The 26,182-nt window shown below is 63.4% G+C and carries 25 protein-coding genes; 11 read left to right on the forward strand and 14 right to left on the reverse strand.

Annotated features, from left to right (window positions below; translation table 11 throughout):
* Positions 1-50: 50 nt before the first annotated feature.
* The 4 genes from FJ988_RS02210 to FJ988_RS02225 are packed head-to-tail and all read right to left on the reverse strand — an operon-like array spanning position 51 to position 4,102.
* Positions 51-1,001: a glycosyltransferase family 2 protein gene (locus FJ988_RS02210; protein WP_246688406.1), complete on the reverse strand. Its 951-nt coding sequence runs from the start codon at positions 999-1,001 to the stop codon at positions 51-53.
* The gene (locus FJ988_RS02215) at positions 991-1,926 is read right to left on the reverse strand and encodes a glycosyltransferase family 2 protein (RefSeq protein ID WP_140815104.1); all 936 of its coding nucleotides are present in this window, start codon (positions 1,924-1,926) and stop codon (positions 991-993) included. Before FJ988_RS02215 ends, FJ988_RS02210 begins: the two co-directional genes overlap by 11 nt.
* Entirely contained in the window at positions 1,926-2,912 is a 987-nt protein-coding gene (locus FJ988_RS02220) for a glycosyltransferase family 2 protein (protein WP_140815105.1), read from the reverse strand. Before FJ988_RS02220 ends, FJ988_RS02215 begins: the two co-directional genes overlap by 1 nt.
* 17 nt (positions 2,913-2,929) lie before the next feature.
* Positions 2,930-4,102, reverse strand: a complete 1,173-nt coding sequence (locus tag FJ988_RS02225) for a glycosyltransferase (protein WP_140815106.1) — start codon at positions 4,100-4,102, stop codon at positions 2,930-2,932.
* Here FJ988_RS02225 and FJ988_RS30725 point away from each other — a divergent pair.
* The 3 genes from FJ988_RS30725 to FJ988_RS02235 all read left to right on the forward strand — a co-directional run bounded on the left by FJ988_RS30725 (position 4,076) and on the right by FJ988_RS02235 (position 6,895).
* Positions 4,076-4,294, forward strand: coding sequence for a hypothetical protein (locus tag FJ988_RS30725; protein ID WP_181183409.1), 219 nt, complete (start codon positions 4,076-4,078; stop codon positions 4,292-4,294). The genes FJ988_RS02225 and FJ988_RS30725 overlap by 27 nt on opposite strands.
* Positions 4,295-4,296: 2 nt before the next feature.
* A complete protein-coding gene (locus FJ988_RS02230; RefSeq protein ID WP_140815107.1) occupies positions 4,297-5,793 on the forward strand; it encodes a lipopolysaccharide biosynthesis protein in 1,497 nt (498 codons plus the stop codon).
* 79 nt (positions 5,794-5,872) lie between these two features.
* Positions 5,873-6,895 carry a phosphoribosyltransferase gene (locus tag FJ988_RS02235; RefSeq protein ID WP_140815108.1) on the forward strand — a complete coding sequence of 341 codons (1,023 nt, stop codon included), beginning with the start codon at positions 5,873-5,875 and terminating at the stop codon, positions 6,893-6,895.
* A 16-nt stretch (positions 6,896-6,911) separates the two neighbouring features.
* Here FJ988_RS02235 and FJ988_RS02240 read toward each other — a convergent pair whose 3' ends face one another.
* The 9 genes from FJ988_RS02240 to FJ988_RS02280 form a co-directional block, all read right to left on the reverse strand.
* Positions 6,912-7,991: a glycosyltransferase gene (locus FJ988_RS02240; RefSeq protein ID WP_140815109.1), complete on the reverse strand. Its 1,080-nt coding sequence runs from the start codon at positions 7,989-7,991 to the stop codon at positions 6,912-6,914.
* Between the two features lie 60 nt (positions 7,992-8,051).
* The gene (locus FJ988_RS02245; RefSeq protein ID WP_140815110.1) at positions 8,052-9,314 is read right to left on the reverse strand and encodes a glycosyltransferase family A protein; all 1,263 of its coding nucleotides are present in this window, start codon (positions 9,312-9,314) and stop codon (positions 8,052-8,054) included.
* Positions 9,307-9,750: a hypothetical protein gene (locus FJ988_RS02250; protein ID WP_407067751.1), complete on the reverse strand. Its 444-nt coding sequence runs from the start codon at positions 9,748-9,750 to the stop codon at positions 9,307-9,309. Before FJ988_RS02250 ends, FJ988_RS02245 begins: the two co-directional genes overlap by 8 nt.
* An 11-nt stretch (positions 9,751-9,761) precedes the next feature.
* Positions 9,762-11,210, reverse strand: coding sequence for a GMC oxidoreductase (locus FJ988_RS02255; protein WP_140815111.1), 1,449 nt, complete (start codon positions 11,208-11,210; stop codon positions 9,762-9,764).
* 108 nt (positions 11,211-11,318) lie between these two features.
* Complete coding sequence (locus FJ988_RS02260) at positions 11,319-12,650, reverse strand: UDP-glucose/GDP-mannose dehydrogenase family protein (RefSeq protein ID WP_140815112.1); 1,332 nt, start codon at positions 12,648-12,650, stop codon at positions 11,319-11,321.
* Between the two features lie 150 nt (positions 12,651-12,800).
* Positions 12,801-13,685: a family 16 glycosylhydrolase gene (locus FJ988_RS02265; RefSeq protein ID WP_140815113.1), complete on the reverse strand. Its 885-nt coding sequence runs from the start codon at positions 13,683-13,685 to the stop codon at positions 12,801-12,803.
* A 132-nt stretch (positions 13,686-13,817) separates the two neighbouring features.
* Entirely contained in the window at positions 13,818-14,198 is a 381-nt protein-coding gene (locus FJ988_RS02270; protein ID WP_140815114.1) for a hypothetical protein, read from the reverse strand.
* Positions 14,199-14,322: 124 nt separating this feature from the next.
* Positions 14,323-15,360: a glycosyltransferase family 2 protein gene (locus FJ988_RS02275; RefSeq protein WP_140815115.1), complete on the reverse strand. Its 1,038-nt coding sequence runs from the start codon at positions 15,358-15,360 to the stop codon at positions 14,323-14,325.
* A 3-nt stretch (positions 15,361-15,363) separates the two neighbouring features.
* Positions 15,364-16,566, reverse strand: a complete 1,203-nt coding sequence (locus tag FJ988_RS02280; RefSeq protein WP_140815116.1) for a nucleotidyltransferase family protein — start codon at positions 16,564-16,566, stop codon at positions 15,364-15,366.
* A gap of 501 nt (positions 16,567-17,067) precedes the next feature.
* Here FJ988_RS02280 and FJ988_RS02285 point away from each other — a divergent pair.
* The 6 genes from FJ988_RS02285 to FJ988_RS02310 all read left to right on the forward strand — a co-directional run bounded on the left by FJ988_RS02285 (position 17,068) and on the right by FJ988_RS02310 (position 23,016).
* Positions 17,068-17,220: a lasso peptide gene (locus FJ988_RS02285; protein ID WP_140815117.1), complete on the forward strand. Its 153-nt coding sequence runs from the start codon at positions 17,068-17,070 to the stop codon at positions 17,218-17,220.
* A gap of 190 nt (positions 17,221-17,410) precedes the next feature.
* Positions 17,411-17,710 (forward strand): PqqD family protein, encoded by a 300-nt coding sequence (locus tag FJ988_RS02290; protein WP_140815118.1) that lies wholly within the window; start codon positions 17,411-17,413, stop codon positions 17,708-17,710.
* Between the two features lie 118 nt (positions 17,711-17,828).
* Positions 17,829-18,212 carry a lasso peptide biosynthesis B2 protein gene (locus FJ988_RS02295; RefSeq protein WP_246688424.1) on the forward strand — a complete coding sequence of 128 codons (384 nt, stop codon included), beginning with the start codon at positions 17,829-17,831 and terminating at the stop codon, positions 18,210-18,212.
* A 3-nt stretch (positions 18,213-18,215) separates the two neighbouring features.
* On the forward strand, positions 18,216-20,135 hold the full coding sequence (locus tag FJ988_RS02300; RefSeq protein ID WP_140815120.1) for a lasso peptide isopeptide bond-forming cyclase: 1,920 nt from the start codon (positions 18,216-18,218) through the stop codon (positions 20,133-20,135).
* A complete protein-coding gene (locus FJ988_RS02305) occupies positions 20,132-21,124 on the forward strand; it encodes a serine kinase (RefSeq protein WP_348644342.1) in 993 nt (330 codons plus the stop codon). Before FJ988_RS02300 ends, FJ988_RS02305 begins: the two co-directional genes overlap by 4 nt.
* Before the next feature lie 8 nt (positions 21,125-21,132).
* The gene (locus FJ988_RS02310; protein ID WP_140815121.1) at positions 21,133-23,016 is read left to right on the forward strand and encodes an ABC transporter ATP-binding protein; all 1,884 of its coding nucleotides are present in this window, start codon (positions 21,133-21,135) and stop codon (positions 23,014-23,016) included.
* A 71-nt stretch (positions 23,017-23,087) separates the two neighbouring features.
* On the opposite strand, the gene FJ988_RS02315 is transcribed toward FJ988_RS02310, so the two are convergent.
* Positions 23,088-23,366, reverse strand: a complete 279-nt coding sequence (locus FJ988_RS02315; protein WP_140815122.1) for an exopolysaccharide production repressor exox — start codon at positions 23,364-23,366, stop codon at positions 23,088-23,090.
* A gap of 603 nt (positions 23,367-23,969) precedes the next feature.
* Here FJ988_RS02315 and FJ988_RS02320 point away from each other — a divergent pair.
* Positions 23,970-24,647, forward strand: coding sequence for a sugar transferase (locus tag FJ988_RS02320; RefSeq protein WP_140815123.1), 678 nt, complete (start codon positions 23,970-23,972; stop codon positions 24,645-24,647).
* Positions 24,648-24,822: 175 nt separating this feature from the next.
* On the forward strand, positions 24,823-25,992 hold the full coding sequence (locus FJ988_RS02325) for a polysaccharide biosynthesis/export family protein (RefSeq protein ID WP_140815339.1): 1,170 nt from the start codon (positions 24,823-24,825) through the stop codon (positions 25,990-25,992).
* Positions 25,993-26,182: the final 190 nt, after the last annotated feature.

Below are 26,182 nucleotides of genomic sequence, written 5' to 3' on the forward strand. Positions count from 1 at the left end.
AGACAAAAGATTTCAATCTAACGCTGGCTATCCAAAATGGCCGGCATGCTTCATCTCCCCGTCCCCACGGCGAACTGAGCCGCAACCCTGCGCAGCCGGACCGCGATCGGCATTCCCATATGCCTGACCGCGGCCGGATCCCTGAGCGCCGTGCCTATCGCCTTGAGCGGCGCGCGCGCCTTGATGTGCTTAACCAGCGACAGGAAGGACGCCGCCTTGCGCAGGCTGCGGCCGCGCAGGGCGAAGGCGGCCTTGGCCTTGTCGTCCATCGAATGTTGCGCGGCAAAGGCCGCGTCGGCACGGGCCATCGCTTCGACATGGTGCAGTTCGAGCACGCGCGAAATCGAGCCGGTGCGGATGTGGTAGATGTAGCCGACGCTCGGCTCGACGACGCAGCTTCCACCCCTGGCCAAGGCGCTCGCGAGAAGAATGTAGTCTTCGCCGATGCGCAGCTTCTCGTCGTAGCGCAGCCGGTTCTCGTCAAGGAAACGGCGTTGGAAGATCGGCTTCAGATAGCCGAGGTTGAAGCGGGATTCGAAGACCAGGTTGCCGGCAATGTAATCGGCGAGCGTGATTTCGCTTAAGGCTTCCAGGTAGCTTGCCGGGAACATGGTGTTGTCGGGCGTACCGTCCTCGCGCACGACCTGGACGTTGTCGACCGCGATCTTGGCCCCCGCCGCTTCGGCGCGGGCGATCATCGCCGCCAGGCGGTCGGGCAGCACGGCATCGTCGGAATCGAGCACGGCGACCCAGCGGCCACTGGCCATGTCGAGGCCGGCATTGCGGGCGCCGCCCGGACCGCGATTGGCGGGCAGAGCCACCACCTTCACGATATCTTGCGGATAGGCGCGCGCCACCTCCAGCGTGCGGTCGCGCGACTGGTCGTCGACGACGATGATCTCGACGCTGACGCCGCGCTGCGCGATTGCGCCGGCGATCGCCCGGTCAAGGGTCGCCTCGGCATTGTAGGCCGCGATGACGAAGCTGACGTCAGGCTGCACGCTTGTCCCCCTCTTGCGGCGCAAGGCCGTATTGGCGGATTTCGCGGACCCCGACCAAACCGCTGACGACACCGACATGCATGATGCCGCGCAGCACGCTGCGGTTCCGGCGCACCGGGCTGACCGCGGTCAGCACAGCCATGCCGAAGCAATAGGCAGCCTTGGCCGAGGCGAGGCAGACCTGGCCGACGCGGCGCAAGCCAGGCGTGTTGTGTCCGATCAGATGGCCATGTGTCTGGCCGAAGCGGAAACGGCGGCGGCGCAGCCAGTCGAACGCCGCCCGCGCGCGCGGTACGACTTCGTCGACGTACGCCTCCGGCGCGAAGGCGATGCGGCCGCCAGCTTTCACCATGGCATCGAAGAATTCGGTGTCCTCGCCGCCGGTCTGGCCGCGCGCCAGGCTGAAGCGCCGGCTACGCAGGCTGGAATCCGCCATCCGCAACAGGACATTGCAGGTGTAGCCGGTGCGGATCTCGCCGCGCACCCAGACCGGCAAGGTCGAATGGAAATCGCCCTTCTGCATCCAGGCCGGCGCATCCTGGCGATAATGCGCGCGGACCGGCCCGAGCACGGCGGTGGCGCCCTTGGCGTCGGCCGCCGCCATCAATTCAACCAGCCAGGCGGCCGAGGCCGTCTCGTCGTCGTCGATGAACGCGACGAAGTCCGAGACGCTGGCATCGAGGCAAGCGTTGCGGGCGATGGAGATGTTGCGCGCCGGCGCATGGCGATAGCGGATTGGGAGCTTCAGTTCCCGCGTAAGGGCCTTCACCAGTTCCTGCGCCGTCGGCTCGTCGTCATTGTCGGCGACGACCACGCCGATCTCCGACCCCGCCGGCTTCTCCAGCGCCGCGATGGAGCGCAGCGTGTCGGCCAATTCCGGCCGGCGGAAGGTGCAGATGCAGATGTCGATCGAGCGGCCGGCCATCACGCCACCTTGCGCTGGGAACGACCCAGCAGAAGCTGCTGCCAGAAACCGACCGACCAGCCGAAATGCATGACCATGGCCGAGACGCCGACAAGCGCGATGCCCGGATTGCGCTCACGGACCGCGGTAGCTGCGCCATAGCCGAGGCACACGGCCGCCCACAACAGGAACGGCACGGCCGCCAGCCAATGGACGAAGGAGAAGAGCGCCAGCACCACCACCGGCGCCACCAGAAGCGGGATCATCTGGCGCACCTTCGGCACCATGCGGTGCTTGAGCACATTCCTGGCGCGGCCGCGGCCATAGCCGAGATACTGGAAATAGAGGCTCTTCAGCGTCGCGCGCGGATAATAGACCATGTGCGTCCTGCCGCTCATCCAGATGCGGTAGCCGGCCTGGCGCAGGCGATAGTCGAGCTCGGCGTCCTCGTTGTGGCTGAAGCTTTCGTCATAGCCGCCGACGTCCCGGAAAGCGGCGACGCGCATCAGCGCGTGATGGCCGTGGTCGACCCATTCGCCTTCCGACATGTGGCGGTGTTTCGAGCCGCCGGTACCGAGCTTGGAGTTCTGCGCCGCCGCGACTGCCTTCTGCACGGCGCCAGTGCCGCTGGTCAGCATCGATACGACGACCGAATCGGCGCCGGTGGCCGAAGCCTCCTCGACCAGCCTGTCGCAGTATTCGGCGGGATAGCCGCCATGCGCGTCGATGCGGATCAGGTAATCGGCGCTGTCGCCGTAGGCCGCGACCGCGAGATTGATCGCCGCGCTCTGCAGACGCTTGGGATTGGCAAGCAGCACCACTCGAGTATCCAGCGCCGCGATCTCCTCGACGATGGCTTGCGTACCGTCGGCGCTGCCGCCGTCGGCAACGACGATCGTGGCGCCGAGCCTTGCCGCCGCCGGCCGCAATTGCTCGAGCAGGCCGCCAATATGGGCCGCCTCGTTGAGGCAGGGAATGACGATCAGCGTCGATGCGGCCTTCGCCATCGTGTCTTGTCTCTCCATTATGCCGCTGCCTGGGTTGCGAAGGAGCCGGGAATGGCGGCCAGACCACGCAGCTTGTCGACGAAGGCCAGGCAATCGCTGCGGTCGTAGCTCCAGGTCCTCGGATTGCGGCTCAGCACCCGCGACTTCAGGGCTCGATAGGCGTCCTGATCCATGCGGCCGAGCATCGCTTCGATCCCGTCGGCGGTGGCTTCGGGCAAAAGCAGGCCGATGCCTTGCGCCTTCAGGAACCGCCCGGTTTCGGTATCGGCCATCGAGATCGGCACCGCGCCGAAGCGGCAGCCTTCATAGAGGCGGTTGGGAAGCAGCCACTCGGAATTCTGGCCGGCCTCGAAAAAGTCGATCGCCCAGGAGAAATGCACCTCGCGGTAGATCGCCGCCATGTCCTCCGGGTTGCGATAAGGCCCGCCAAAGGAAAGCCACGGCTCGGCATCGACGAAAGCATGGAAATCGGGGAATTCGGTGAGCGCCGGGCGACCGCGCAGCAAGACCTCGAAGCGTCCCGACTGCCGGCGGGTGAAATCGGCCAGCAATTCCAGCGAGCGGCGGCAGCGCAGCGCGCCGAACCAACCGATGCGCCATGGCGGCGCCACCGGGCTTTCGTCCTCGAAACCCTCCTGTGCCGCCACGGGCGCGGTGTCGAAATACTTGTTCTCGATCAGTTCGACAGGTGCGGCGATCTGGCCGAACGGCTCGAAATAATTGGCAATGAAGGCCGGCGAGCTCGTCACCAGCAGTTTCACGTCGCGGGCGAGGCGGCGCTCGGCGCCACGCAGCGTCCTGCCGACGAAATCGTTGCGCAGCACCAGGCGATGGATGTCCAGGCATTCATAGACGATCGGCACATCCGCACCGAGCGCGCTGTTGGCGCGGCGGGCGAGCGCCAGCATCTCGAGGTTGCGCGCGATCATCAGATCGGGCTTCGGCAGCGCGCCGAGCTTGGCGCCGATCGACATCGCCGCCTTGGCGACCGCGCCGATGCGCTGCGCGAATCGGCCATCGCGCGTCGCGCCAAGGTCGATCGGCTCGACACCTTCGATCTCGGCGACCGGGCCGTTGGTGCGGCGGAAGCCCGCCAGGGTGATCCTGGCGCCGCCTGCCCTGAGCATTTTGACCCGCCGGCGCACCGCTGGATCGGATACGTCATGCACAAGGTACAAGACATGCAGCATAAAACTCGACCGCTGTTGGCCCACCCATTGGGGATGCTATTACAGGTTTTGCTGCATCGCAACATTTTTGGTGCGGCGAAGCAAGTGCCCCACATTTTTTGTTGCACTGCAAAAACGTCTTGCGGTAGTTTGTTCATGGCGGCGGGCGCCGGTCGCGACGATGTCGGGCCGGTGCAAGATCAGGAATCCTGAATTTGGAAACCAGTGCATTCGATCCGCCCGAGGGCTCACTGCGCAGATCGGTCGGGCGTGGCGCCGTCGTCACCGCGATGGCGCAAGGCGTGCGGGTGGCGACACAGATGATCTCCGTCATCGTGCTGTCGCGGCTGTTGTCGCCGCAGGATTTCGGCGTCGTGGCGATGTGCGCGCCGGTGCTTGCCTTCATCGCGCTGTTCCAGGATTTCGGCCTGACCCAGGCGACGATCCAGAAAACCGGCATCCGCCACGAAGAGGTCAACTATCTGTTCTGGATCAACACGGCGGTCAGCGCCGTGCTGGCCTTGGCGCTCGCCGGCGCCGCGCCACTGGTCGCCGCCTTTTATGGCGAGCCGCGCGTCACGGGACTGGTCGCTGCCTTCGGCCTGCAGATCATGGCCTACGGCCTGGGAGCCCAGCATGTGGCCTTGCTGACGCGCCGCATGGAGTTCACGAGGCTCGCCATGATAGACATCGCCAGCGCCGTCGTCGGTGTCGGCGTTTCGATAGCCTGGACCTTCATCGATCGTTCCTACTGGGCACTTTTCGCTGGCACGCTGGCGAGCGCCGTGCTGCCTACGCTCTGCTATTGGGCCTCCTCGCGCTGGCGTCCCGGACTGCCGCGAAAGGTCGAGGGCATCGGCCAGCTGATCCATTTCGGCGCCGGCATCACCGGCTTCAACTTCGCTAACTTCTTCGCCCGCAACCTCGACAATGTGCTCATCGGCAAATATTGGGGCGAAGCCCAGCTCGGCCTCTACGACCGCGCCTACAAGCTGCTGCTTTTCCCACTCAGCCAGATCACCAATCCGCTTTCCAAGGTCATGGTCCCGGCGCTGTCGCGGCTGAAGGACGAGCCGGATCGCTACCGCAGCGCCTATCTGCGCGTCATGCCGCTGATCCTCCTGGTGGCGTTGCCCGGCGTCGCCTTCGCCACCGCCATGTCCGACACGCTCATCCCCTTCGTGCTCGGCGAGCAATGGCGCGGGAGCGCACCGATCTTCCTGGCGTTAGGCTTTGCCGGCCTGCTGCAACCGCTCAACAATCCGGCGGGATGGCTGTTCGTCAGCCAGGGCCGCTCCAGCGATTTCATGCGCTGGGGCATCGTCACGGCCGTGACCTCGGTGCTGGCCTTCGCCATAGGCCTTCCTTATGGGGCGCTCGGCGTCGCGATCGCTTACGCGATCAGCGAATATCTCAGAACCCCGTTCCTATGGCTTTATATCGGCAAGGTCGGACCGCTGCGCGCCAGCCACGTGCTCCATGCCGCAACTCCGTTCGTGCTTGGCGCACATCTGGCGCTGACCCTGGTCTGGCTGGCCAAGCCAGTGCTGCCAGCGCAGCCCGTCGTCGCGCTGGCCGGAGGAGCGGTGCTCTCCTATACCGTCACCATTCTCGTAGCTCTCGCCTTCAGCGCTGGCCGCGAAGCGCTTCGCGAGGCCTTAAGGCTTATCCCGGCGCGCGGCTTTTCTCCGGCATCAAGCGAGGCGAAATGATCTCGTTTATCGCAACGGCTTCGACGGCTTTTCCGTCGCCATCCGGCAAACCGCCTACGTTTTGAGGTAAGGCAACACAATGAACTACCGATCGATTTCAGACATGAACGACACGATCGTGCGCAACCTGCACCGACTGCCGCGCGATATCGACCTGGTCGTCGGCGTGCCGAGGAGCGGTATCCTCGCCGGCACCATGGTCAGCCTGATCGCAAACATCCCGATGACCGATCTCGACAGTTTCCTGGCCGGCAGGATCTATACGTCGGGCATCACGAAGCGCTGGGCGGGCCTCGACCGGCAGGCTTCCGAGATGCGCAAGATCCTGGTGATCGACGACAGCATCATCGGCGGCACCGCAATGCGCGATGCGCGCGAGAAGGTCGCGGCCAGCGGCATCGAGGGCGAGTTCATCTTCGCGGCCGTGTTCGGGCTGTCGCTGCAGCATGAAGAAACCGACATGGTCTTCGAGGCCGTGCCGCATCCCAGGATGTTCCAGTGGAATTTCATGCACCATATGTTCCTCGAGCAGTGCTGCGTCGACATCGACGGCGTGCTTTGCCTCGATCCGACCGAGGAGGAAAACGACGACGGTCCGGCCTACGAGAAATTCCTCGCCGAGGCGCGGCCCCTGCTCAGTCCGACCCGCAAGATCGGCTGGCTGGTCACTAGCCGGCTGGAGAAATACCGCAAGCCGACCGAGGCCTGGCTCGCCGGCCAAAACATCAAATACGACCACCTCATCATGCTCGACTTGCCGAACAAGGCGGAGCGGCAGCGGCTCGGCGCGCATGGCAGCTTCAAGGCCGAGTTCTACCGCAAGTCGGACGCCATCCTGTTCATCGAGAGCGAGCACCAGCAGGCGCACAGTATCGCGAAGCTCTCCGGCAAGCCGGTGTTGTGCGTAGAAACCAACATGGTTAGCCTGCCCGACCCGCTGTCGCTGCCGGCGCTGGAGCAGGCGGCGCGCAACCTGCCGGCGCGGTTGAGACAAATCAATTCACTCGATGGGCGAAAGCAGGCCGTGAAGGCGACGGCGCGCGCCCTGCTAGGCGAGCGCGGCTACCAGGCGCTGAAGAACCGGGTGAAGCGCCCGGCATAAAGGCGTTTCAGGAAAATTACGCTGCGCGGCGGACGCCCTGCCGGGCCGCTTTTTCGAGAAGATCGAGAAACACCACCAATTGCCGCGCGGGGTCGAGCTCCGGGCGTTTGGAGAAGGCGATAGCCGCGGCGGAAAGCCGTTCGTATTCCTGGCGATCGTTCCACAGGCTCCGCACCGCCGCGGCCCAGTCGGCGACCGGAGCTTCATAGTCCAACACCACGCCGCCGGGTCCGATGGCTTCGGGCAGGCCGCCACGCTTCGATCCGACGACGGGGATGCCGCTGCAATGCGCCTCGGAAGCTACGCGGCCCCAGGCTTCCTCCCACTTGCTCGGCGCAAGCAGGATTCTGGTGCGGCCATAGACCGTCTTCATGTCGTTGGTGCGGTTTTCGAGCTTGATGTTCGAAAACGGCGCGATGGTCTTCTCGACGCGGGCGCGATGGTCGTCATCCAGCTTCCAGCTTTCCACGAGCAGGAACGGAATCTCCGGACAGGCGGCCGCGATCTTGACCGCCAGATCGAACCCCTTCTCCTCGTAGGGATTGATCATGGTGACGAATTCGCCGGTCGTGCGCGTGCAATAGAGCGCGTCGTCGATGGCCGGCGGAAGGACGATGGACTCGATGCCGAATTTTTCCTTATAGGTGCGCGCCGTGAACTCGGAATTGGCGATGTATATGGCCGAACCGAGTTCACGCGGGTCGCCGGCCAACTCGTGGAACTCGACATTGTGGAGATAGACAACCAGCGGCACGCCTTCGGCCAGAAGCGCCTTTCCGAGCAGCACCGACTTGTGGCACTGCACGACGGCAACGTCGGGTCCGGTTTTCTCGACGGCGAAGCCGGCTGCCTCCCAGGGGAACCAGGCGCGCATCACCGGATAGCCGGGAAAATTGTCGACAACCGCGGGCTGCCGCAGCAGCTTCATCTTGGCACGCGCCTTGAGGCCGAACATGCCGTCGCCGAACAGCGATGCGAGGACCGATGCCTGGTGGCCGTGCTCGATCAGCTGTTCGGCGAGATGGTGAGTGTTGGATTGCACGCCGCCGGTGAACTCGGGAATGTATCCGTTGCCGCTTGCAAAAAGCACTTTCATCGGTCGGCTCCTAAATTCGGTCCAGCGTTGTCCGGCAATCCCGCGCTCAATTGCAGGCCGTTAGCTTGCGCCGCGCAGCAATGGAAGCTTCGACGTCATTGCCCGACAGAGGCGACTGACCGAGCCTGAGAGAGACAGCGTTGAGTACTCTCGCAAGAGCTTCGATGCGGGGACGAGTTTTCCCGCCTTCAAATCACGGGCGAGGAAATGCGGGAAGGAGTGCATGTATTCCCTGACGATATCGGTCCTCAGGGCTCCCGCCTTCCATCCCTTCACCGCCGAGACGAATTCGTCGGCGGGGGCGGATGCCAGGCCCGTGTCATAGGCTTCGAACGTGCGCCGCACGATGGCGCGTTCCTTGTCGCTGAGCGACGTCTTTCCGGCTCGCTCCGCAAGCAGGGCGTAATGGCGGATGTCTTCGGCCGCGTGGTGCCATAGACCCTTCCTAGCCATGATGCTCGAACGCTGCAGCAATGCCTGCATCTCGAGATCTGCCGTTTTCGGCAAGGCCTGTTCCGAGCGGTCGAGATATTCATACAGATCGACCGACTGGTAGACCTCTTCCATGATCACCCGGTCGTACGAGCCCCAGGCCTTGATCCGATCGGTATAGGAAATCACCACCTTGGTGCTGCCGCGGATCATATCGTGCTGGCGCTGGAAGAACATGAGGCCGTCGACCCTGACGCCCTTGAACCGGCGCGCAAGCCTCAGCATCATCTCGTAGTCCTGCGACCGGACCAGGGTTTCATTGAAGCCTCCGACCTCGTCGTAGCATTCGCGGCGCACCAGCAGACCCGGCTGGTGGACGTGGCAATATTCGAGATGCGACGGGAAGAAATTGTCCTGGCTGACGTGGCCGAAGGCGACAATCTGGTAGTCCCCTTCAGCGATCTGTGCCGAGCGCTGGAAACGCGCATATTCGCCGAAGGCGAAGTCCGCCGAGGGATCCTGCTCGAAAGCAGCGAGAAACCGCTCGAGCGCAGTCGGATCCGCGACGTCGTCGTCGTCGAATATCCAGACGAAATCTCCCGTGCAATGCTTCAGGGCAAAATTGAGCGCCGTGGATTTGCCGCCATTCTCCTTGCGGTAATACTCCACTGGCACGGGGAAAGAAGCCGCCACTGAACCGGTGTTGTCTGTCGAGCCGTCGTCCACGATCAGGATCTGATCCGGCGCCACAGTCTGCTGGAGCAGGCTGGCGATGGCTTCGGGCAGGAACTTCTCGCGGTTGAAGGTGGGAACGATGACGGTGACCGTCGGTTTGCGTGGTGCAGCCATTGATGACCTCATACTGTCTTCTGTTCCGCCTGCCTTACGCATTCTGCGGCTCGAGATTGGCGAAGGGATTGGTGCAGGGATGCCAGCCGGTGAAGCGAATTGGATCGTTCGGCGAGCTGCGCCAGGCGTAGTCGGTCAGCATGTGGAACTCGGCGATCACCCAGCGGTCGAAATGGCGCAAATCGCGCCGCTTCTGTCTCGGCAAAAGTTCACGCGCTTCGCCAAGTTTAACTGTCTCGGCCAGGGTCACAGCGTCGGCCAGCCGGTCGCTCGGGAATACCCAAGGATTGCGGTTGCGGAACTCCAGCGCGAACTGCTGCAGATGCTCGATGCGCATGTTGAGTGAGCCAAAGTATCTTTCCAGAGTGACGCGGATCAGATCCTCATCCGAGAAAGACGAAACGGCGGCCGCGGCAATGCCGGTCGAGGCGACACCGCCGGCAAGGATGGCGAGCGCCGTGCGCCGATTGATCTTCATCAGGCCCTCCCTCATGCCGCCAGCCTCCCGGCCGCCCGCAACGACAGGGCCGCGGCGGTCAGGCTCGGATTGGCGCAGGAACAGCTCGGATAGGTGCTGGTGCCGACGACGACCAGGTTCCTGAGCTGGTGATGGATCATGTCGCGGTCGACCACCGAATCGGCCGGGCCGGTGCCCATGCGCAAGGTGCCCTGCACATGCGATTCGGTCGGCCGGATGCCGCGGTCGAAAATCTTCTCGACCGGCAGCGGCTCAAGCAGGCCCGGCAGCCTTTCAAGCGCTTTGGCCATGCCTTTGGTCGCGTAGTCGGACGCGCCCTTGAAGCTGACGAATGCATTGTCCTCCTCGTCGAGGACGACGCGGTTTTCCGGATCGAGCAGGTTTTCGGTGACGATGACCAGCGGCAGCGTCTGCCTGAGCCGCCCCTTCTCGGCGCGCATGCCGTGCTGCCAGCGGTTCTCGAAATAGACCAGTGCTGCGGCGTGCTCGGCACGATGCGGGCCGTCATAGAGGCCGAAATTCAGGCCGGTGGTGATGGTCGAGCCGTCGAAATTGTCGACGCCGTCGAGATAGACCTCGAAATTCCAGCCATAGGATTCGTGCAGGCCGAGCCCGACGAACTCGCCGCCGAGGCCTGAGCGCAGCATGATCGCCGGGCTCTGGATGGCGTTGGCGCCGAGGATGAAGAGATCGCCACTGACCGCATATTCCTTGCCCTTGTTCATGAAGACGACCGACCGGGCGGAGCCGCCGGCGTGATCGAAACGGCGCACCTCGGCGCCGAGGCACACCGAGACGTCGGGATGCTGGAAGACATGCATCAAGCCGTTGTTGACGGTGAACTTGGCATCGGCCGGGCACAGCCAGCATCTGAGATTGGCGCAGCATGAGGCGCGCTGCGGCGTCGCCACCCGGGCGCGCGCCGTCGGCATGACGAAATGCTGCTCCGGCTGGGCGGCCTTCATCAACTTGTCGGGGCTCGACATGCGATGCGGCGGCTGCGGGAACGGCCGCGAGCGCGGCAGCATCCCGGCCATATCCGGATCGCCGGAGATCGACATGACCTCCTCGGCGTCGCAGTAGAACGGCTCCAGCTCGTCATAGCTGATCGGCCAGTCATTGCCGACGCCATAGGTGCTCTTCAGCTTGAAGTCGTTGGGGTGGAAGCGCGGCGTCTGCGCGAACCAGCAATTGGTGCCGCCGCCGAGGCCGATCGTGTAGTTCCACGGCTTGTCGGCATTGTCGGTCTTGTAGGTGCTCTCGTCGTCGATATCGGTGTTGGCGTTCTGCCTGAGCTGCCACTCATGCGTGTTGTGGCGGCCCCATTCGAGTACCAGGACGCGGGCTTTGCGCCGATTCAGGAACTCATGCAGGAAGAAGGACGAGCCGAAACCGGAGCCAATGACGACGAGATCGAAATGTTCGTTGGCGATTTGTTCGGGCCGAACGTCCAGCACCATCAGATCGACCCTTTTACTGATACACACATCCCCGGAACGCAGATCGTCATTGTCGGCCTCGCTGTCGTTCGCCGAGGCGAGCCTGGTTCTGTAGGTCGACGCTCACCATCACGCCGCCATCCTGCCGATCGAGAAATATTCGATGCCGTAGCGCGCGATCACCTTGGGATCGTAGAGATTGCGGCCGTCGAAGATCACCGGCGTTGTCAGCGCATCCTTCAGCGCATCGAAGGACGGCGCGCGGAAGCTTTTCCATTCGGTGCAGATCAGCAGCGCGTCGGCGCCGCGCAGCGCCGCTTCCTTGGTGCCGCACAAGAGCAGGTCGTCGCGCAGACCGTAGATCGCCTGGCATTCCTGCATGGCTTCCGGATCATAGGCCTGCACCTTGGCGCCGGCGGCCCACAGCGCTTCCATCAGCGTGCGCGCCGGCGCCTCGCGCATGTCGTCGGTGTTCGGCTTGAATGCCAGCCCCCAGACGGCAAAGGTCTTTCCCTTGAGCGCACCCTTGAAATAGTGGTTCACCTTGTCGAACAGCACCGACTTCTGCGCGTTGTTGCGCTCCTCGACGGCGCGCAGCAATTTGGCGTCGAACTTGACGCCCTCGGCGGTCTTGATCAGGGCGCGTACGTCCTTCGGGAAGCAGGAGCCGCCATAGCCGACGCCGGGATAGATGAAGTGATAGCCGATGCGCGGATCCGAGCCGATGCCCTTGCGCACCTCCTCGATATCGGCGCCCAGTTGCTCGGCCAGATTGGCCATCTCGTTCATGAAGCTGATCTTGGTCGCCAGCATGCAGTTGGCGGCGTATTTGGTGAACTCGGCGCTGCGCACGTCCATCACGATCATCTTCTCGTGGTTGCGGTTGAACGGGGCGTAGAGCTCGCGCATCACCATCTCGGTGTCCTCGCTGGAGGTGCCGACGATGATGCGGTCCGGTTTCATGCAGTCGGCGACCGCCGAGCCTTCCTTGAGGAATTCCGGATTGGAGGCGACATCGAAGGTCAGGTCCTCGCGACCGCGCGCCTTCAGCGTCTCGGCGATCCTGGCCTTGACCTTTTCGCAGGTGCCGACCGGCACCGTCGACTTGCCGACGACGATCTTGGGCGAATCCATCTCGCGGCCGATGGCTTCGGCGACGGCCAGCACATATTTGAGATCGGCCGAGCCGTCCTCGCCGGGAGGCGTGCCGACGGCGATCATCTGGATCTGGCCGTGCTTCACCGCGGCGGCCGCATCGGTGGTGAAGCGAATGCGGCCGGCGGCGTGGTTTTCCTTGACGAGGCTTTCCAGGCCGGGCTCGAAAATCGGAATGAAACCCTGGTTGAGCCGCTCGACCTTGGCCGCGTCGATATCGACGCACACCACTTCGTGGCCAACCTCGGCAAGCACCGCAGCCTGGACGAGACCGACATAGCCAATCCCAAACACCGTCAAATTCATTCGTTTTTTCCTGTTCAAGGCCGGGCCGCGGATGGGCCCGGTCGATTCTGCTGCCCCAGGCCGGACAGGCCTAGTTGTTAGTTCAGCATGGTCTTATCCGAAACCGATTCCCACTTTTCGCTAACGCGGTCCTTCGGTTCGGGATCATGCCTAGTTGCTGTTACTTATGCTGCAAGCCAGCGATTCCGGGAACTGGCACCGATCGCCCAGGGCGGTGAAGGCGATGCGCTTGACCTCCATGGTCACCTTGCTGCCGGGATCGACGAAGGCGCCCATCCAGTTGGTCAGCTTGTCGCTGCCCCACAGGCTGAAGAATATCTTCTGCGAGTTGGTCGGCAGTTGGTCGGGATTGGTCACCTCATTGACCAGCTTGCCGTTGACGTACCAGCGCAGCCGGTTCTTTTCCCAGACAAAGCCATAGTCGTTGAAACCCTTGTCGGCGCCGCCCTCGACGTCGACCAGCTTGGTGTTCTTAGGCTTGCCCTGGATGTAGCTGTTGACCTGGACTTTCGACGGGTCCTTGGTGAGGACCTCGAAGTCGATCTCGTCCCAGGGCTTTTTGTCCGACGGGCCGATATAGGTGAAGAAGGCGGCGTTGAGACCGGAACCGGTACCGGTCTTCATGCGTGCTTCATAGACGCCGTAACCATAGCGCTGCTTGGTCTGGATTTCGGCACAGGCGAAGTCGCGGTCCTTCAGCTTGCGCTTTTCGAAGCCGAGCGACAGCACGCCGTCGGAAAGCCGGACGAGGTCCTTCGACCAGATGCAGTTCTGATGGGCGCCGTTGCTCCAGCCGTCGGAGACGTACCAACGGGACCGGTCGAAGCTGGAGAAATTGTCGACGAAGGACGGCGCGCTCTGCATGGGATCGGCGCTTGCGGCGGCATCCTCGGCGCGGGCGGCCGGTGGGGCAGCCACAAAGGTCGCCGCGACGGCAAACAATGCGCCAATCGCGCCGAACCGCAGGCCGGCAATTCCATTCACCAGCGCATGCGACATCGCGCGAGCGCTGGGGGTGTTCGGATCTACTTTCATAACAAACTCACCTTGTGTTGTCCGCCCAACCCAAGTCTTCCCTGGCTCGCATCGAGCGAACCAAATCCGATCCTCCGCCCTTACTCCTCTATCGTCTCATGCCGGTGACGCCGCCTGTGGCTGCCATCAGCCTCATCCCGCCGAAATCGCCTGCCCGGCCTCCGAGCCGACGCGATCGGCGTCGACAATCGCGTCGAGCGAATGACGCAGTTCCTTCATCACGCCTTTCTGGCGGGCGAGTTCGGCAATGCGCCGCTCGCAATTCAGGATCGCATTGGTCATCGCGCTGACATCCGATCCCTTGCTGCTCGACGCCGAGCCGTTCTCCATCGCCTCGACCAGAAAGGCCGCATTGGTCGCCGTCGACCGGTAGCGGCTCTCCAGGCCAGCCTTTTCCGCCTCGATCTCGGCCGCGATCTGGTCGAACAGCTTCGCCAGCCGGTCGAAACGCTGAAGATCGGTCTGCCTGTCCCGGGCCGGATCCCGGGATCTGAAGCCGAAAATCGAAGCCATCCGATTGGCCTTTCGAAATTGCTGCATTGCAGCATAGACTGCCATCCTCCGGACGATCAGGCAACCTCATTGTTTCGGGAACGCGGATTTTTTGAAGAGGTGGGCTCCGAAACAGGCGCGCGGATCACTCTTTCGCGGTGCTGGTCGCCGCCATGAGGAAGCGCATCGGCGGTACTTGCTGCTTGGCAGCCATGCCGGTGCGGCGGAACAGCGCGTCGAGCTTGTCGGCGGCCACACCGCTGACGATCGGGAAGAAATTCGACTGGCTGGCGAAAGCATAAGCGGCGGCTGACGCAAGTCCGCGTTCCGCCTTGACGTCGAGGAAATGGCGCAAGCGGTACTTGTCGCGCACATGGCGTTCGTGACGGCGCAACGCCGCTTTGGCGCGCTCTGGCAGGCCGCGCATGGCCAGCAGAGCCAGATCGGCGTCGGCAAGCCGCTTCAGATCCAGTGTCTTGTGGCGTCCGCTCAGCGAATCGGCGCGCACGAGGGCGCCATAACCGCAGGATTTGATGATCTTGAACCGAGCCCCGGAGGCGACGGCGCGCGCATAGAGTTCGTAATCCTCGCCGAGCCGCAAGTTCTCGTCGTAGCTCAGCCCATGGCGCTCGAGAAAGGCCCGGCTGATCACCGGCTTAAGAAAGCCCAGTTCGCCACGCAGCATGCTACGGCGCGAAATGTTGCCGTAGATGAAGCGCTCGAAGTCGAGGAATTCTGGATCGGCTGCGAGCGGCGGGGCAGCGACCTTGGCGAGGTCGGCCGCTGGATCGTCGCGGATCAGCATGATGTTGTCGGCGGCGAAATCCCAGTCGGTAGCAGCGAACAGCCGTCGGAAGCGGCCTTCAAGAAAGAAATCGTCGGCATCGAGAATGCTGATGAAGGGCGATCGCGAGGCCTTGATCGCGGTATTGCGGGCGAAGGAAGGCCCGCGGTTGACGTCGAGGCGGATGACGGACAGCCGGCCGCTGCCGTCATCGCCGGCCAGGGCCACGTCCCGCGTGTTGTCGGTGGAGGCGTCATCGACGACGACGACCTCGGCGACTTCCGTCTCGCGCAGCGCCGAAGCGATAGCAACAGGGATCGTGCGCGCCGCATTGCGCGCGGCGATGATGACGCAGACCCCGAAGGCCGTCACAGGGTTGGTCACAGGCGTCACGGGCATGGTTTACCTTTCGATTGCATTGGAGGCTGCCCCGCCTGCGATTCTGATGATTTCGTCCCGCCCCGGCTCGACCGCCACCGGACGCTCGAAGAGCCGCCGGCTGAGGTCGGCGGAGGCCGCCCAGCCGGCCTCCGCCAGATAGCGGACAGGCTCGCGGCCGCAGAGCTCCCACAGCACATGGCGGCGCTGCGGCCAGCGCAGCGACGACAACCAGGGCGCGAGCACCATGTGGAAAAGATCGGCATTGTCGATGCGCGCCAGGATCCGGGTGGCGCGATCCGAAAGCAGGGAGCCCGTGCCGCCAAGCAGCACGTCGGCGGCGCGCAGGCCGAGCAGCAAGGTGTCGGCGAGGCCCTGCCCGGCGGCGTGATCGAGCAGCTTCTGCTGCTCCGCTTCGCTCAGACGGCTGGCGCTGGCGCGGACATCGCAGACGTAGCCGGCGCAGGGCTCACGGTTGAAAAACGCCTTGGCGACGCTGATTGCCGACAGAAGCAAGGTGTCCGACGCGGAGATGATGGGCATGGCGGCGCCGGCGACCTTCACGTCGCGCTTGCGGCGCAGGAAGCCGTCGATGTCGCGCGGGCTGGGCGATCCGGGCTGCTGCAGGCGATGATGCAGATCGACCGTGGACGCCCTTACCCCGTCGTCGCGGACCATGTGCTGCTCGCCGAGAAAGCGCACCCACCAGACCGAGCGGGACTTGCCGGCGACTTCGTAGCCGACCGAGCGCAGCGCTTCGCGGGCCGCGGCAAAACCCGCCGGCGAGACCAGTATGTCGACGTCGCCGGACGGCTTCACGAAATGGTCGCCATAGAGCAGATGCTGCTGGAGCGGTCCCTTGAGGAAGACGAAATCGACCTGCCTGTCGCGCAGCACTCGATGGATGGCAATCGAATCGCCGAGACAGGCCGCGTTCATCGACATGGTCCGGCGGCGGTAGCCGTCCAGCCAGGCAAGCAGTTGCGGCGGCGCCGCGCCGGCAGGCGCACGCCCCAGAGCCTTCAGCATGAAGACCGCGACCTTGTTCAGCCTGGCGATGTCGGCGACGTTTTCTGTAGAGATGGCCGGGGTCGGCGTATCGGCCGGAACGGCGGCGAGTTCGGCGCCAGGAGCGAAAAACAGCCTTAGACAGGCCTGCACATAAGCGACCTCATCGGCACAGCCGGCGGCGCGCAGCCTTTCATAGGAGCCGTCCTGCATGGGCATGCCCGATGTCGTTCTCCGCACAAAATCCACCTGGAGGACTTATATCGCAACTGCGAAGAAGTGCACGCAAAAAACGACTCAGCCGCCGACTTCCGGCATTGTCCCGCAGGGATTCTGCAACCAGGGCGTTTAGATTGGAGCGACCACCAATCACTTTCGGAAACAGCGCCGGCACCTCCTGCGAAGGCTGTCTGCGCAGGTCCGCTTGCAGCAATTTTTCTCGCAATTGCGAAAAATTTCCGACGCTTAAAAAATTATCATAATCAAATCATATGCTTATTTAATCAGCAAAAACCCACCCTTCTCTTTCCCGGCGATAAGCGCCTATACTGCAGCTGCTCACTGTTTGATCACCGACCAAGGCAGACGCAACCGAGAATTGATTAACGTCCGGTAAATCAGGCTTGACTCATAAATGCTGCCGTGCAGCAATTGCGTTGCAGCATAGTCATATGCTGGCGGCACTTGGTGGCCGCTTCCAGTCCTCAGTTGGAGAGTTAAATGGAACAGAATGTTGAAAAGCATGAGTACGAGACCCCCAGCCTGACGGTTCATGGTTCGATTGAAACCATCACCCAGGGCGGCGGTGGCTCGACGGCGCTCGACGCGAGCTTTCCCGCGCACACGCCGATCAGCCAGCTGACTTTCTCGTAAGCTCAGTCTCAGCAGCATCCGGAGTTGACTAGTTGGGGCTCCGGACGCCCTTTAAACAGGTGAGCCGGGGGGCCATGTCCCCCGGCTTCCTGCCCGGGCAATCGCCGGCAACCGATCCCGGTTTCGAGTCTTCTGGTTCAGGTCTCTCTGGTTCAAGTCCGGGGCGTGGCGGCCAGCAACGAGGTTTTAGATGAACTGGAACCCATCCGACCGTGACCGTGTGGTTGCGACAGGCGACGCGGTGGCCTGCGAATTCGGCAGCGGACTGGCGCTGCTCCACCTCAAATCCAATGTCTATTACAGCCTGAACGGCGTCGGCGCCTTCGTCTGGGAACAAATCCAGGAGCCGCGATCCATGCTCGATATCCGCAACGCCGTGCTTGCGCGCTACAGTGTCGATGCCGAACGGTGCAAGGCCGACGTCGAGGGCCTGCTCAAAGGGCTCACCGAAGCAGGACTTGCGAGGCTGGACCATGAGGAACTGGTCTAGGGCGTTTCACCGTTTCATGGAAACGGCGAACCGCCCTATCTCTTTGTTTTGGCGCAATTCGGGGCGTAAAACCGCTTCGCACTTTTCCTGGAATTTCTCGAGGCTCGGCTCCTTGAGCATGCCGGAGGCGTTCTTCCTGATGCGCTGCCTTGCCGTGGTGGCGGTCGTGCGACTCGGGCTGACGCTGTCCTCATACAACTATGTTCGCGGCAGGGTCATGCGCCTGGAGGCGACAGGCGACGCCGGCATCGGCGATTTGCGGCGCGTCGCCTGGGGCGTCGCCGCGGCCGCGCGGCTCGTGCCTGGCGCCAGTTGCCTTACCCAGGCGCTCGCGGGCCAATACCTTTTGGCGCGCCAGGGCAAGGCCTCCAAGATCACGATCGGCATCGAGCGTGACAGTGGCCCGCGGCTCAAGGCGCATGCCTGGCTGATGAGCGGCGACCACATCGTGCTCGGCGGCTCGATCAATGGCTTCACCCATCTCGTCGACCACGGGTCCTAAGCGATGAGCGGCGTCGCCGGAATCCTGTCCAGACAAGGCGGCAAGCCGGCCGCCGCCGGCGACATCCAGGAGATGCTGGCGCGCATGCGCCACCGCGCCCGCGACGGCGCCTCATGGTGGACAGACAGCGGCGCGGCGCTCGGCCATGCCTGGCTCGACACGACCGGGGAGGACGGGCCCGGCCCATTGACTATGGCCGGCGGCAAGCTCGCCATCACGGCAGATTGCCGGCTGGACAACCGCGACGAGCTCATGGCGCGCCTTGGCTTGCGAGACCGGTCGATGGCCGACGCGGCGCTGATCATGCGGGCCTATCTCAAATGGGGCGAGGCCTGCCCGACCTATCTGCAGGGCGATTTCGCCTTTGCGATCTGGGACGGCGAGCAGCAGTCGCTTTATTGCGCACGCGACCATTTCGGCGTCAAACCCTTCTACTACCATTCAACCGACAGGCGCTTCGCCTTCGCCTCCGAGATCGGACCGATCCTTGCCCTGGACGATGTCGGCAGGCGCATCAGCGAACATCAGATTTCCGGCTTCCTTGCCGGCCTGCCGGATGACACCCAGGCGACCCCTTACGCGGAAATCTTCCGCTTGCCGGCGCGCCACAGCATGGTTGTGACGGAGCGTCAGGTGACGCTGCGGCGCTACTGGCAGATCGAGCCTTCGCAACGGCCGCCGCGCGCCGATGCGGCGGAGGAGTTCAGGCATCTTTTTGCGCAGTCGGTGGAGAACCGCATGCGCGGCACGCCGGCCACCGGCGCCATGCTTAGCGGCGGCCTCGATTCTTCCTCGATCGCCTGCCTCGCCGGCCTCCGGGGCTCGGCGCAGCGCCGGCCACGGCTGAAGACCTTCTCCCTGGTCTTCGACAAGGGATCGCCAATGGACGAAAAGCCGTTCATCGACGCGGTCCTCGATCATCAAAGGTTCGATCCGACGCTGATAGCCGTCGGCAACTACGCGCCCTTCGCCGAATTCGAGCGCATCCTCGAAGAGCAGGAAGGGACTTTTCTCGCCCCCGGCCTGTCGCTGACCCGCGATATCTACCGCACCGCCGGAGCCAAGGGCGTGAGGGTGCTTCTCGACGGACACGGCGGCGACGAAGTCGTCTCACAAGGCCATGGCCACCTGCACGAACTGGCCAATGCGCGCCGCTGGCTCGAGCTGTGGCGAGAGCTGCACAGCGCCGCCAACACCTATGGCGAAGGCATGCTGTCGCTCTATTTCAAATTCCTGACCATCTACGGACCGGCCTGGCGGATCGCCAGGATGCGGTCGATCGCCGGACGGCTTCTCGGCAAGGTTTGGCGCAGCCCGCATAAGGCGCCGCGCGCCGCCTGGGCGAGTCTGGTCAATCCGGATCTCGCCAGACGCACCGACCTTGCCGAGCGCTTCCATCGCGCCGGCCATATGCCCGCGGCGGTCAGCGCCAGCGAAGCGCTGACGCATCGCTGGCTTCTGTCCAACGGGCTGGTGCAGCACTCTTTCGAGGTGCTTGACAAGGCGGCCGCCAATTTCGGCGTCGAGCCACGTTATCCGTTCTGGGACAAGCCGCTGGTCGAGTTCTGCCTGGCGCTGCCCGGCGAGGAAAAACTGAAGGACGGCTTCGGCCGCTACGTCATGCGCCGGGCCATGCAAGGCATCCTGCCGCCGGCGGTGCAATGGCGGCGCGACAAGATCGATTTCACCGCCAACCTGGTCAAGGGCATGCTCGGCAATCATCGCGCGCTGCTGGACAAGGTGCTGGTATCGGACGGCGATCTGATCGCGCCCTATGTCAACCTGCCGGAAGTCCGCGCCGTCTATGCCCGCATACAGAACCAGCCCGAACAGGCGACGCTGCCCGATGTGCAGCATGTCTGGCGCTCGGTTTCGCTATCGCTTTGGCTGCGCCAGGTCCAGGCAAACGGGAGCCCTGCATGATTATCGCGAATGCTTCCGTCACCGAGACGCCACTGCCGCCCACCCACGCGACTATGCGACACGGCCGCATCCGCCGCTTCTACAAAGCTTACGGGCTGGTCATCAGCTCGGAGGTGGCTCTGCCGGAACTGGAGCCGACGACGCCCGTAGCGCCCGATCTGGAGATCGTCGTCAAGCCGATCGACCCTCCGGAAGGCGCGTCGCAAGGCGCCACCGCTTTCCAGTTCGAGCCGACGCGGCAGTATCTTTTCTGGGAGGCGGTCGGCGCGTTCCTGATCGATGACGGCAAGCGCATCGATGTCGATCCGGCGCCAGGCGTCGACGATCCGCTGCTTGCCTTCCCGTTGCTCGGGCCGGTGCTGGCGCTGGCTCTCCACCAGCGCGGGCTGCTCATCCTGCATGCCAGCGCCATCGCCGTCGGCGGCAAGAGCGTGATCTTCCTCGGCGACAAGGGCGCCGGCAAATCCACCACGGCCGGCGCCATGATACGCGCCGGCCACCATCTCTTGACCGACGATGTCGTGGCGCTGGATCTGTCCGACCCAAACCGCCCGATGATCCTGCCCGGCTTCCCGCAGCTCAAGCTTGCCGCGGATGCGGCCGGGGCCATCCGCCTGGAGCAGGCGGAGATACGCCCGCAGGTGCATCCGCAAATCGACAAGGCGCAACATCGCCTGAATGACGGCTTCGCCGCAGACGCAGTGCCGGCGTCGCGCATCTATGTACTGGAGCGCGGCGAAACGGCAGCGATCTCGCCGCTACCGGCGCTTGCCGCGTTGCCGGCCATCATCAAGTTCTCCTACATCACGCGGTTCGGCCGGCAGGCGCTCGCCGGCGATTTCGCCGCCACGCATCTGCGCCAGAGCGCGCAGCTTGCCGCGCAGGTCGGCGTGTGCCGCCTGGAAGTGCCGACCGGTCTCGAACGCATTGATGAAGCGGTCGCGCTTATCGAAGCCGATTTGATCGAAGCCGATTTGGCATCCGGGTGAGCAAGGACATGGGCTGGTCTTCCAAGCTGCGACTCTCGCTCTTCCGGGACATCGCCGGCTTCGGCGCCATGATGGCCTATGTCGGCGGGCGTCGCACGCTGACGGCGCTGTCTTTCCTGATCCTGGGCAGCCTGACCGAAGGCATCTCGATCCTGCTGCTCGTCCCGCTGCTGCATCTGATCGGCAAGGCGGACCAGGACTATGCGGTGCGGGTGCCGCAAGCCCTGCAATGGCTGGTGCCGGGCGGAACGCTGCCGCTGGCGGCGATCCTTTGCCTGCTGGTGGCACTGGTTGTGCTGCAGGCGATCTTCAACCGCTTCAAGGCGGTCTACATGGCGCGGCTGCTCTACGACTTCGTCAACCGCGTTCGGCTCGATCTGTTCGAGAGCATCGGCAAAGCGCGCTGGGGCGTGTTCACCCGCATCCGCGGCTCCGACCTAGACCATGCGCTGAACGGCGATGTCGACCGCGTGCAGGCGGCCGCCTTCGGACTACTGATGCTGACCCAGGCCATGCTTTTGCTGGCGGGCTATCTCGTGGTGTCGCTGTTCATTTCGCCGGTGATGACGTCCTTCGCCATCGTCATCGGCGTGGTGCTGCTGGTCGCGCTGCAGCCCTTCCGGGCACGCGCCAGGACCTATGGCCGCACACTGACCGCCAACCGGCAGGACCAGTATCGCACGGTGTCGGAATTCCTCGGCGGCATCAAAGTGGCGAAGAGCCTGAACGTCGAGGCAAGCTATTTCGCCGAATTGCGCGCGACGCTCGACAGGATGAAGGCCGACAACATCGCCTTTGTCCGCAACTCCACGCTCGGCAGCGCATTGTTCCAGGTGGCGAGCGTGGTCGGGCTCAGCCTGTTTATCTACATCGCGCTGGTTCGCTTCCATCTGTCGCTCGCCGAGATCGTTGTGCTGCTCCTGGTCTTCATGCGGGTTGCGCCGCGCTTCATGGACATGCAGTTGCAAGCGCAGCAGGTGCTGATCAACCTGCCGGCCTACGCCTCCATGCAGGCCCTGCAGGCGCGATTCGATGCCGAGCGCGAGCCGGCGGAGGCTCTGGCAGGACAAGACGCAAGACTGTCGCTCGATACCGGCCTCAACATCCGCGATGTGTCCTTCGCTTACGGCGACGGCGACGCAAAGCCGGTGGTCTCGGGCATCACCTTCGGCCTGCCGGCCGGCAAGGTGACGGCCCTGATCGGTCCCTCGGGCTCCGGCAAGAGCACGATTGCCGACATGCTGCTTGGGCTGCTGGAGCCGAGCGGAGGCAGGATCCTGGCGGACGGCATCGAGATCACGTTGCAGAACCGTCGGGCCTGGCGCGACCAGGTGGCCTACGTACCGCAGGATGTGTTCCTGCTGCATGAGACGATCGCCGCCAACCTGCGGCTGGCCTCGCCCAAAGCCAGCGACGACGAACTCTGGGCGGCACTACGCAAGGCGCATGCGGCCGACTTCGTCGAGCGGCTCGAGCTGAAGCTCGAAACCGTGGTGGGCGACCGCGGCGTCAGGCTTTCGGGTGGCGAGCGCCAGCGCATCGCGCTGGCACGGGCGCTGCTGCGCAAGCCCTCGCTGCTCATCCTCGACGAAGCGACGAGCGCGCTCGACTGGCAGAACCAGTCGCTGATCGCGCAATCGATAGACGGGCTGCGCGGCCAGATGACGATCCTTACCATCGCGCATCGGCCCTCGATGATCGCTTTCGCCGACTGGGTGGTGGCGATGGAGGACGGCCGCATCGTCGAGGTCGGCCAGTACCGCCGGCTGAAGGCCAAAGCCGGCAGCCGGCTGGCCAGGATGCTTTCCGGCGAGCAGGCGGAGCGCGAAACCACGCCATCGCCGGAGCTTAAAGCGCGTCGCGCTGAACCGGATTCAGTCGACGCCCTTTGAGTGATTGTTCTGATGCATGTCATTGCCCAGAACCGCTGTGCTTCCGGGCAACATGCACTGGGCAGATCGAATCACCGGTGGAGGCTGCTGCGCCCGGCGCCTAGCTTCTCGCCTTCGGCGACCTTGTCGAGGATCGTGCCGCGCCCGGTTCCACGGATTTTATCCGCCGGCGTCGGCGTGCCTCCGGCAATCATGGCAAAGACCAGAAGGAAGTAACCCGCCTGGATGATGACCGCGCAGATGACGGCGCGGATCAGGATCGTGCCGGCAGATGCGCCGTCGAAATAGGACCAGCCGATGACGATCGCCAGCGCGAAGGTCATCCCGACGATGAATTTTGACAGAGACACGTTCGCCTCCTCAACCGAGACGAGCATGCAAAAGAAGTGACCTACCCACCCGCGTAACTCCCCGTTGCGCCAAGAGCTGTTTATGGGTGCTCTATCCGGCCGGTTGTTTCCGGCCTTCCTTACCCATGCCGACAATGACAGAAACAATTTGCGACTCTATTAAGACGTCTCGATTGCGGCAAGGCCAGAGGCGGACGATTTCCAATGATTTTGCGAGATCGACTCTGGCATGCTGCGTCGCACACTCCGGCTCCGCTACCTATTCAAACAGGCGGGTTATGCTGCAGTAAAACCAACGACATTGATTAGTATTTTATTCGTATAACTTACCAAAACGAGCGATTCGAACGCCCTGCAACCGCTTTTCGTCTGCAGCAAAGAATGCACTGTCCAAAAATGGCCCTGAATGCGGACTACATTTTCATCACATCCGATCACCTTGTCACAAACGTGCCACAAAGGTGAAAATTTGGGCACGTAAGGTTTATTATTTAGTCAATTCATGACGTGAACATTTCATGGAAATGGGAAATTGTGTGTTGCGCTGCAGCATTTTTTTGATATCGTGCTGTAAACCATCCGTTCAACGTATGGAGCTTTTGCATGAGGGACGTCGCCAAGCCGGCCAACGCGGCTTTTTCGCAGGCTGGCATTGATTTTCCACCACCAATCGGCGGTCTTTTGAAGCGCAGTTTCGATATCTTCGGCTCACTCGCCGGCCTTGCGCTGCTCAGCCCGCTCTTCCTGATGGTAGCCCTGCTGGTCAAGCTTTCCGATGGCGGTTCGATCTTCTATGGCCACAAGCGCATAGGTCGTGGCGGCAGGATCTTCTCCTGCCTGAAGTTCCGCACCATGGTGCAGGACGGCGAGCGCGTGCTCAACGCCTATCTGGCAGCCAATCCGGAAGCCAAAGCCGAATGGATCGCGACGCGCAAGCTGAAAAACGACCCACGCGTCACCCGCGTCGGCCAGGTGCTGCGCAAGCTCAGCCTCGACGAACTGCCGCAGATCCTCAACATCCTGCAGGGCGACATGAGCCTTGTCGGACCGCGCCCGGTTGTGCGCGACGAACTGGAGATCTACGGCAGCGCCGCAGTCTATTACCTGAAGTCGCGCCCTGGCCTGACCGGTCTGTGGCAGGTGAGCGGCCGCAACGACGTGTCCTACGACACGCGCGTCGCTTTCGACCGACACTATGTCGAGAACTGGTCGCTGCTCCAGGATATTCGCATCATCTTCAAGACCGTGCCGGCGGTATGGATGTCGCGCGGCAGCTACTGACCATCGAGCCTGCCCCTCGAACCGGGGCAGGCATCCGGCAGTGATCTCATCGGGCGGATGGGGCCAAAGCGGATCGGAACGTCATTTGAAAAAACACCCTCTTGGACTGTTTAGTCCCAAGGCGCCCGGCCGGATAGCGGCCGCGGCGCTTGTCGCCTGTCTCGCCGTGCCGCATATGGCGGTCGCCGGCGACTACCAGCTCGGCCCGCAGGACAAGCTCAACATCCGCGTCGCCGAATGGCAGACGGTCGACGGCACTTTCCGTGACTGGTCGGCCATCAACGGCGAGTATTCTGTCGGCCCCGGCGGCACGCTTTCCGTGCCGTTCGTCGGCGACATGCAGGCCGCCGGCAAGACAACTTCCGAGATCGCTTCGGCGATCGGCATCGCCCTGCAGCGCAAGCTGGCGCTGCCGGATAAGCCAGAAGCCTCTGTCGAAATGGCGCAGTTCCGGCCTTTCTATATTTCCGGCCAGGTGCAGAACCCCGGACAGTTCCCCTATGTGCCGGATCTGACGGTGCTGAAGGCGATCAGCATTGCCGGCGGCATGCCGCGCAATTCCGATTACGGGCCGCAACTCGGCAAAGACCTGATCATGGCCAAGGGCAGTTTCGACGTCTATGACGACCAGCGCGTGCGCCTGCTCGTCAAGCGCGCGCGCATCGACGCCGATCTTGCCGGCAAGGACAGCTTCGACCCGCCGAAAGAAGTCGAGGGCGATCCGAAGCTGCCGACCATCGTTGCCGACGAGATGCAGATACTGACGTCCGACCAGAAGGCGCTGAAGCTGAAGCTCGATGCGCTCGACGATTTGAAGGGCGTGCTGCAATCCGAGATCGAATCGCTGCAGAAGAAGATCGTCAACCAGCAGCAGCAGGTCGACCTAGCGCAGCAGCAGCTCGCCTCGATCGGACCGCTGGCGCAGAAGGGCTTGGTCGCCAATGCGCGGCTGCTCGATTCCAAGCAGTCGGTGGCCGACCTGCAAGGCAAGATCCTCGACTATGAAACCGCCATCCTCACCGCTAAGCAGTCGATCAGCAAGGCGACACAGGACGGCATCGACGCCCGCAACACGCTGAGCTCGAGCCTCGCCTCCGACCGGCAACAGACCGAGGCCAATCTGAACGAGGCGGCGCTCAAGGCGAGCATGCAAAAAGGCCTGATCGCCCAGGCGTCGGACCCCGCCACGACCGCCGCCTTCACCGGCAGCGAAGCGCCGACGCTGCTTTACTCGCTGGTGCGCGTCACCGACGGCAAGACCAGCGAGATCACGGCCCAGGAAGACACGCCGGTGCTGCCGGGCGACGTCATCAAGGTCAAGCTGGCGCCGATGGCCAGCCAGTAGCGCCAATTGCCTGGCTGGATTTCCCCGGATGTTCAGCGCCAGCATTTGCTGGAGCTGACTCAGCCGGAAGCATGCGTGCCTTGATACCCAGAAATTGCAGATAGATTCATACGAGCAAGGTTGTAAGCCGCAACGAAGCCAGCGAGGTGCTACCGGAATTGGTCGTGGCTCTGGTGGTGGAGACGGCGTC

The sequence above is a fragment of the Mesorhizobium sp. CU3 genome, assembly GCF_006442965.1.
Taxonomy (GTDB): domain Bacteria; phylum Pseudomonadota; class Alphaproteobacteria; order Rhizobiales; family Rhizobiaceae; genus Mesorhizobium.

Coding starts and splice junctions, on each gene's coding strand:
- FJ988_RS02215 (WP_140815104.1), bottom strand. CDS start 1,926: ATGGCCGGCCGCTCGATCGACATCTGCATCTGCACCTTCCGCCGGCCG.
- FJ988_RS02220 (WP_140815105.1), bottom strand. CDS start 2,912: ATGGCGAAGGCCGCATCGACGCTGATCGTCATTCCCTGCCTCAACGAG.
- FJ988_RS30725 (WP_181183409.1), top strand. CDS start 4,076: ATGCACAAGGTACAAGACATGCAGCATAAAACTCGACCGCTGTTGGCC.
- FJ988_RS02225 (WP_140815106.1), bottom strand. CDS start 4,102: ATGCTGCATGTCTTGTACCTTGTGCATGACGTATCCGATCCAGCGGTG.
- FJ988_RS02235 (WP_140815108.1), top strand. CDS start 5,873: ATGAACTACCGATCGATTTCAGACATGAACGACACGATCGTGCGCAAC.
- FJ988_RS02240 (WP_140815109.1), bottom strand. CDS start 7,991: ATGAAAGTGCTTTTTGCAAGCGGCAACGGATACATTCCCGAGTTCACC.
- FJ988_RS02245 (WP_140815110.1), bottom strand. CDS start 9,314: ATGCGTAAGGCAGGCGGAACAGAAGACAGTATGAGGTCATCAATGGCT.
- FJ988_RS02250 (WP_407067751.1), bottom strand. CDS start 9,750: ATGAAGATCAATCGGCGCACGGCGCTCGCCATCCTTGCCGGCGGTGTC.
- FJ988_RS02255 (WP_140815111.1), bottom strand. CDS start 11,210: ATGGTGCTGGACGTTCGGCCCGAACAAATCGCCAACGAACATTTCGAT.
- FJ988_RS02260 (WP_140815112.1), bottom strand. CDS start 12,650: ATGAATTTGACGGTGTTTGGGATTGGCTATGTCGGTCTCGTCCAGGCT.
- FJ988_RS02265 (WP_140815113.1), bottom strand. CDS start 13,685: ATGAAAGTAGATCCGAACACCCCCAGCGCTCGCGCGATGTCGCATGCG.
- FJ988_RS02270 (WP_140815114.1), bottom strand. CDS start 14,198: ATGGCTTCGATTTTCGGCTTCAGATCCCGGGATCCGGCCCGGGACAGG.
- FJ988_RS02275 (WP_140815115.1), bottom strand. CDS start 15,360: ATGCCCGTGACGCCTGTGACCAACCCTGTGACGGCCTTCGGGGTCTGC.
- FJ988_RS02280 (WP_140815116.1), bottom strand. CDS start 16,566: ATGCCCATGCAGGACGGCTCCTATGAAAGGCTGCGCGCCGCCGGCTGT.
- FJ988_RS02285 (WP_140815117.1), top strand. CDS start 17,068: ATGGAACAGAATGTTGAAAAGCATGAGTACGAGACCCCCAGCCTGACG.
- FJ988_RS02290 (WP_140815118.1), top strand. CDS start 17,411: ATGAACTGGAACCCATCCGACCGTGACCGTGTGGTTGCGACAGGCGAC.
- FJ988_RS02295 (WP_246688424.1), top strand. CDS start 17,829: ATGCCGGAGGCGTTCTTCCTGATGCGCTGCCTTGCCGTGGTGGCGGTC.
- FJ988_RS02300 (WP_140815120.1), top strand. CDS start 18,216: ATGAGCGGCGTCGCCGGAATCCTGTCCAGACAAGGCGGCAAGCCGGCC.
- FJ988_RS02305 (WP_348644342.1), top strand. CDS start 20,132: ATGATTATCGCGAATGCTTCCGTCACCGAGACGCCACTGCCGCCCACC.
- FJ988_RS02310 (WP_140815121.1), top strand. CDS start 21,133: ATGGGCTGGTCTTCCAAGCTGCGACTCTCGCTCTTCCGGGACATCGCC.
- FJ988_RS02320 (WP_140815123.1), top strand. CDS start 23,970: ATGAGGGACGTCGCCAAGCCGGCCAACGCGGCTTTTTCGCAGGCTGGC.
- FJ988_RS02325 (WP_140815339.1), top strand. CDS start 24,823: ATGGCGGTCGCCGGCGACTACCAGCTCGGCCCGCAGGACAAGCTCAAC.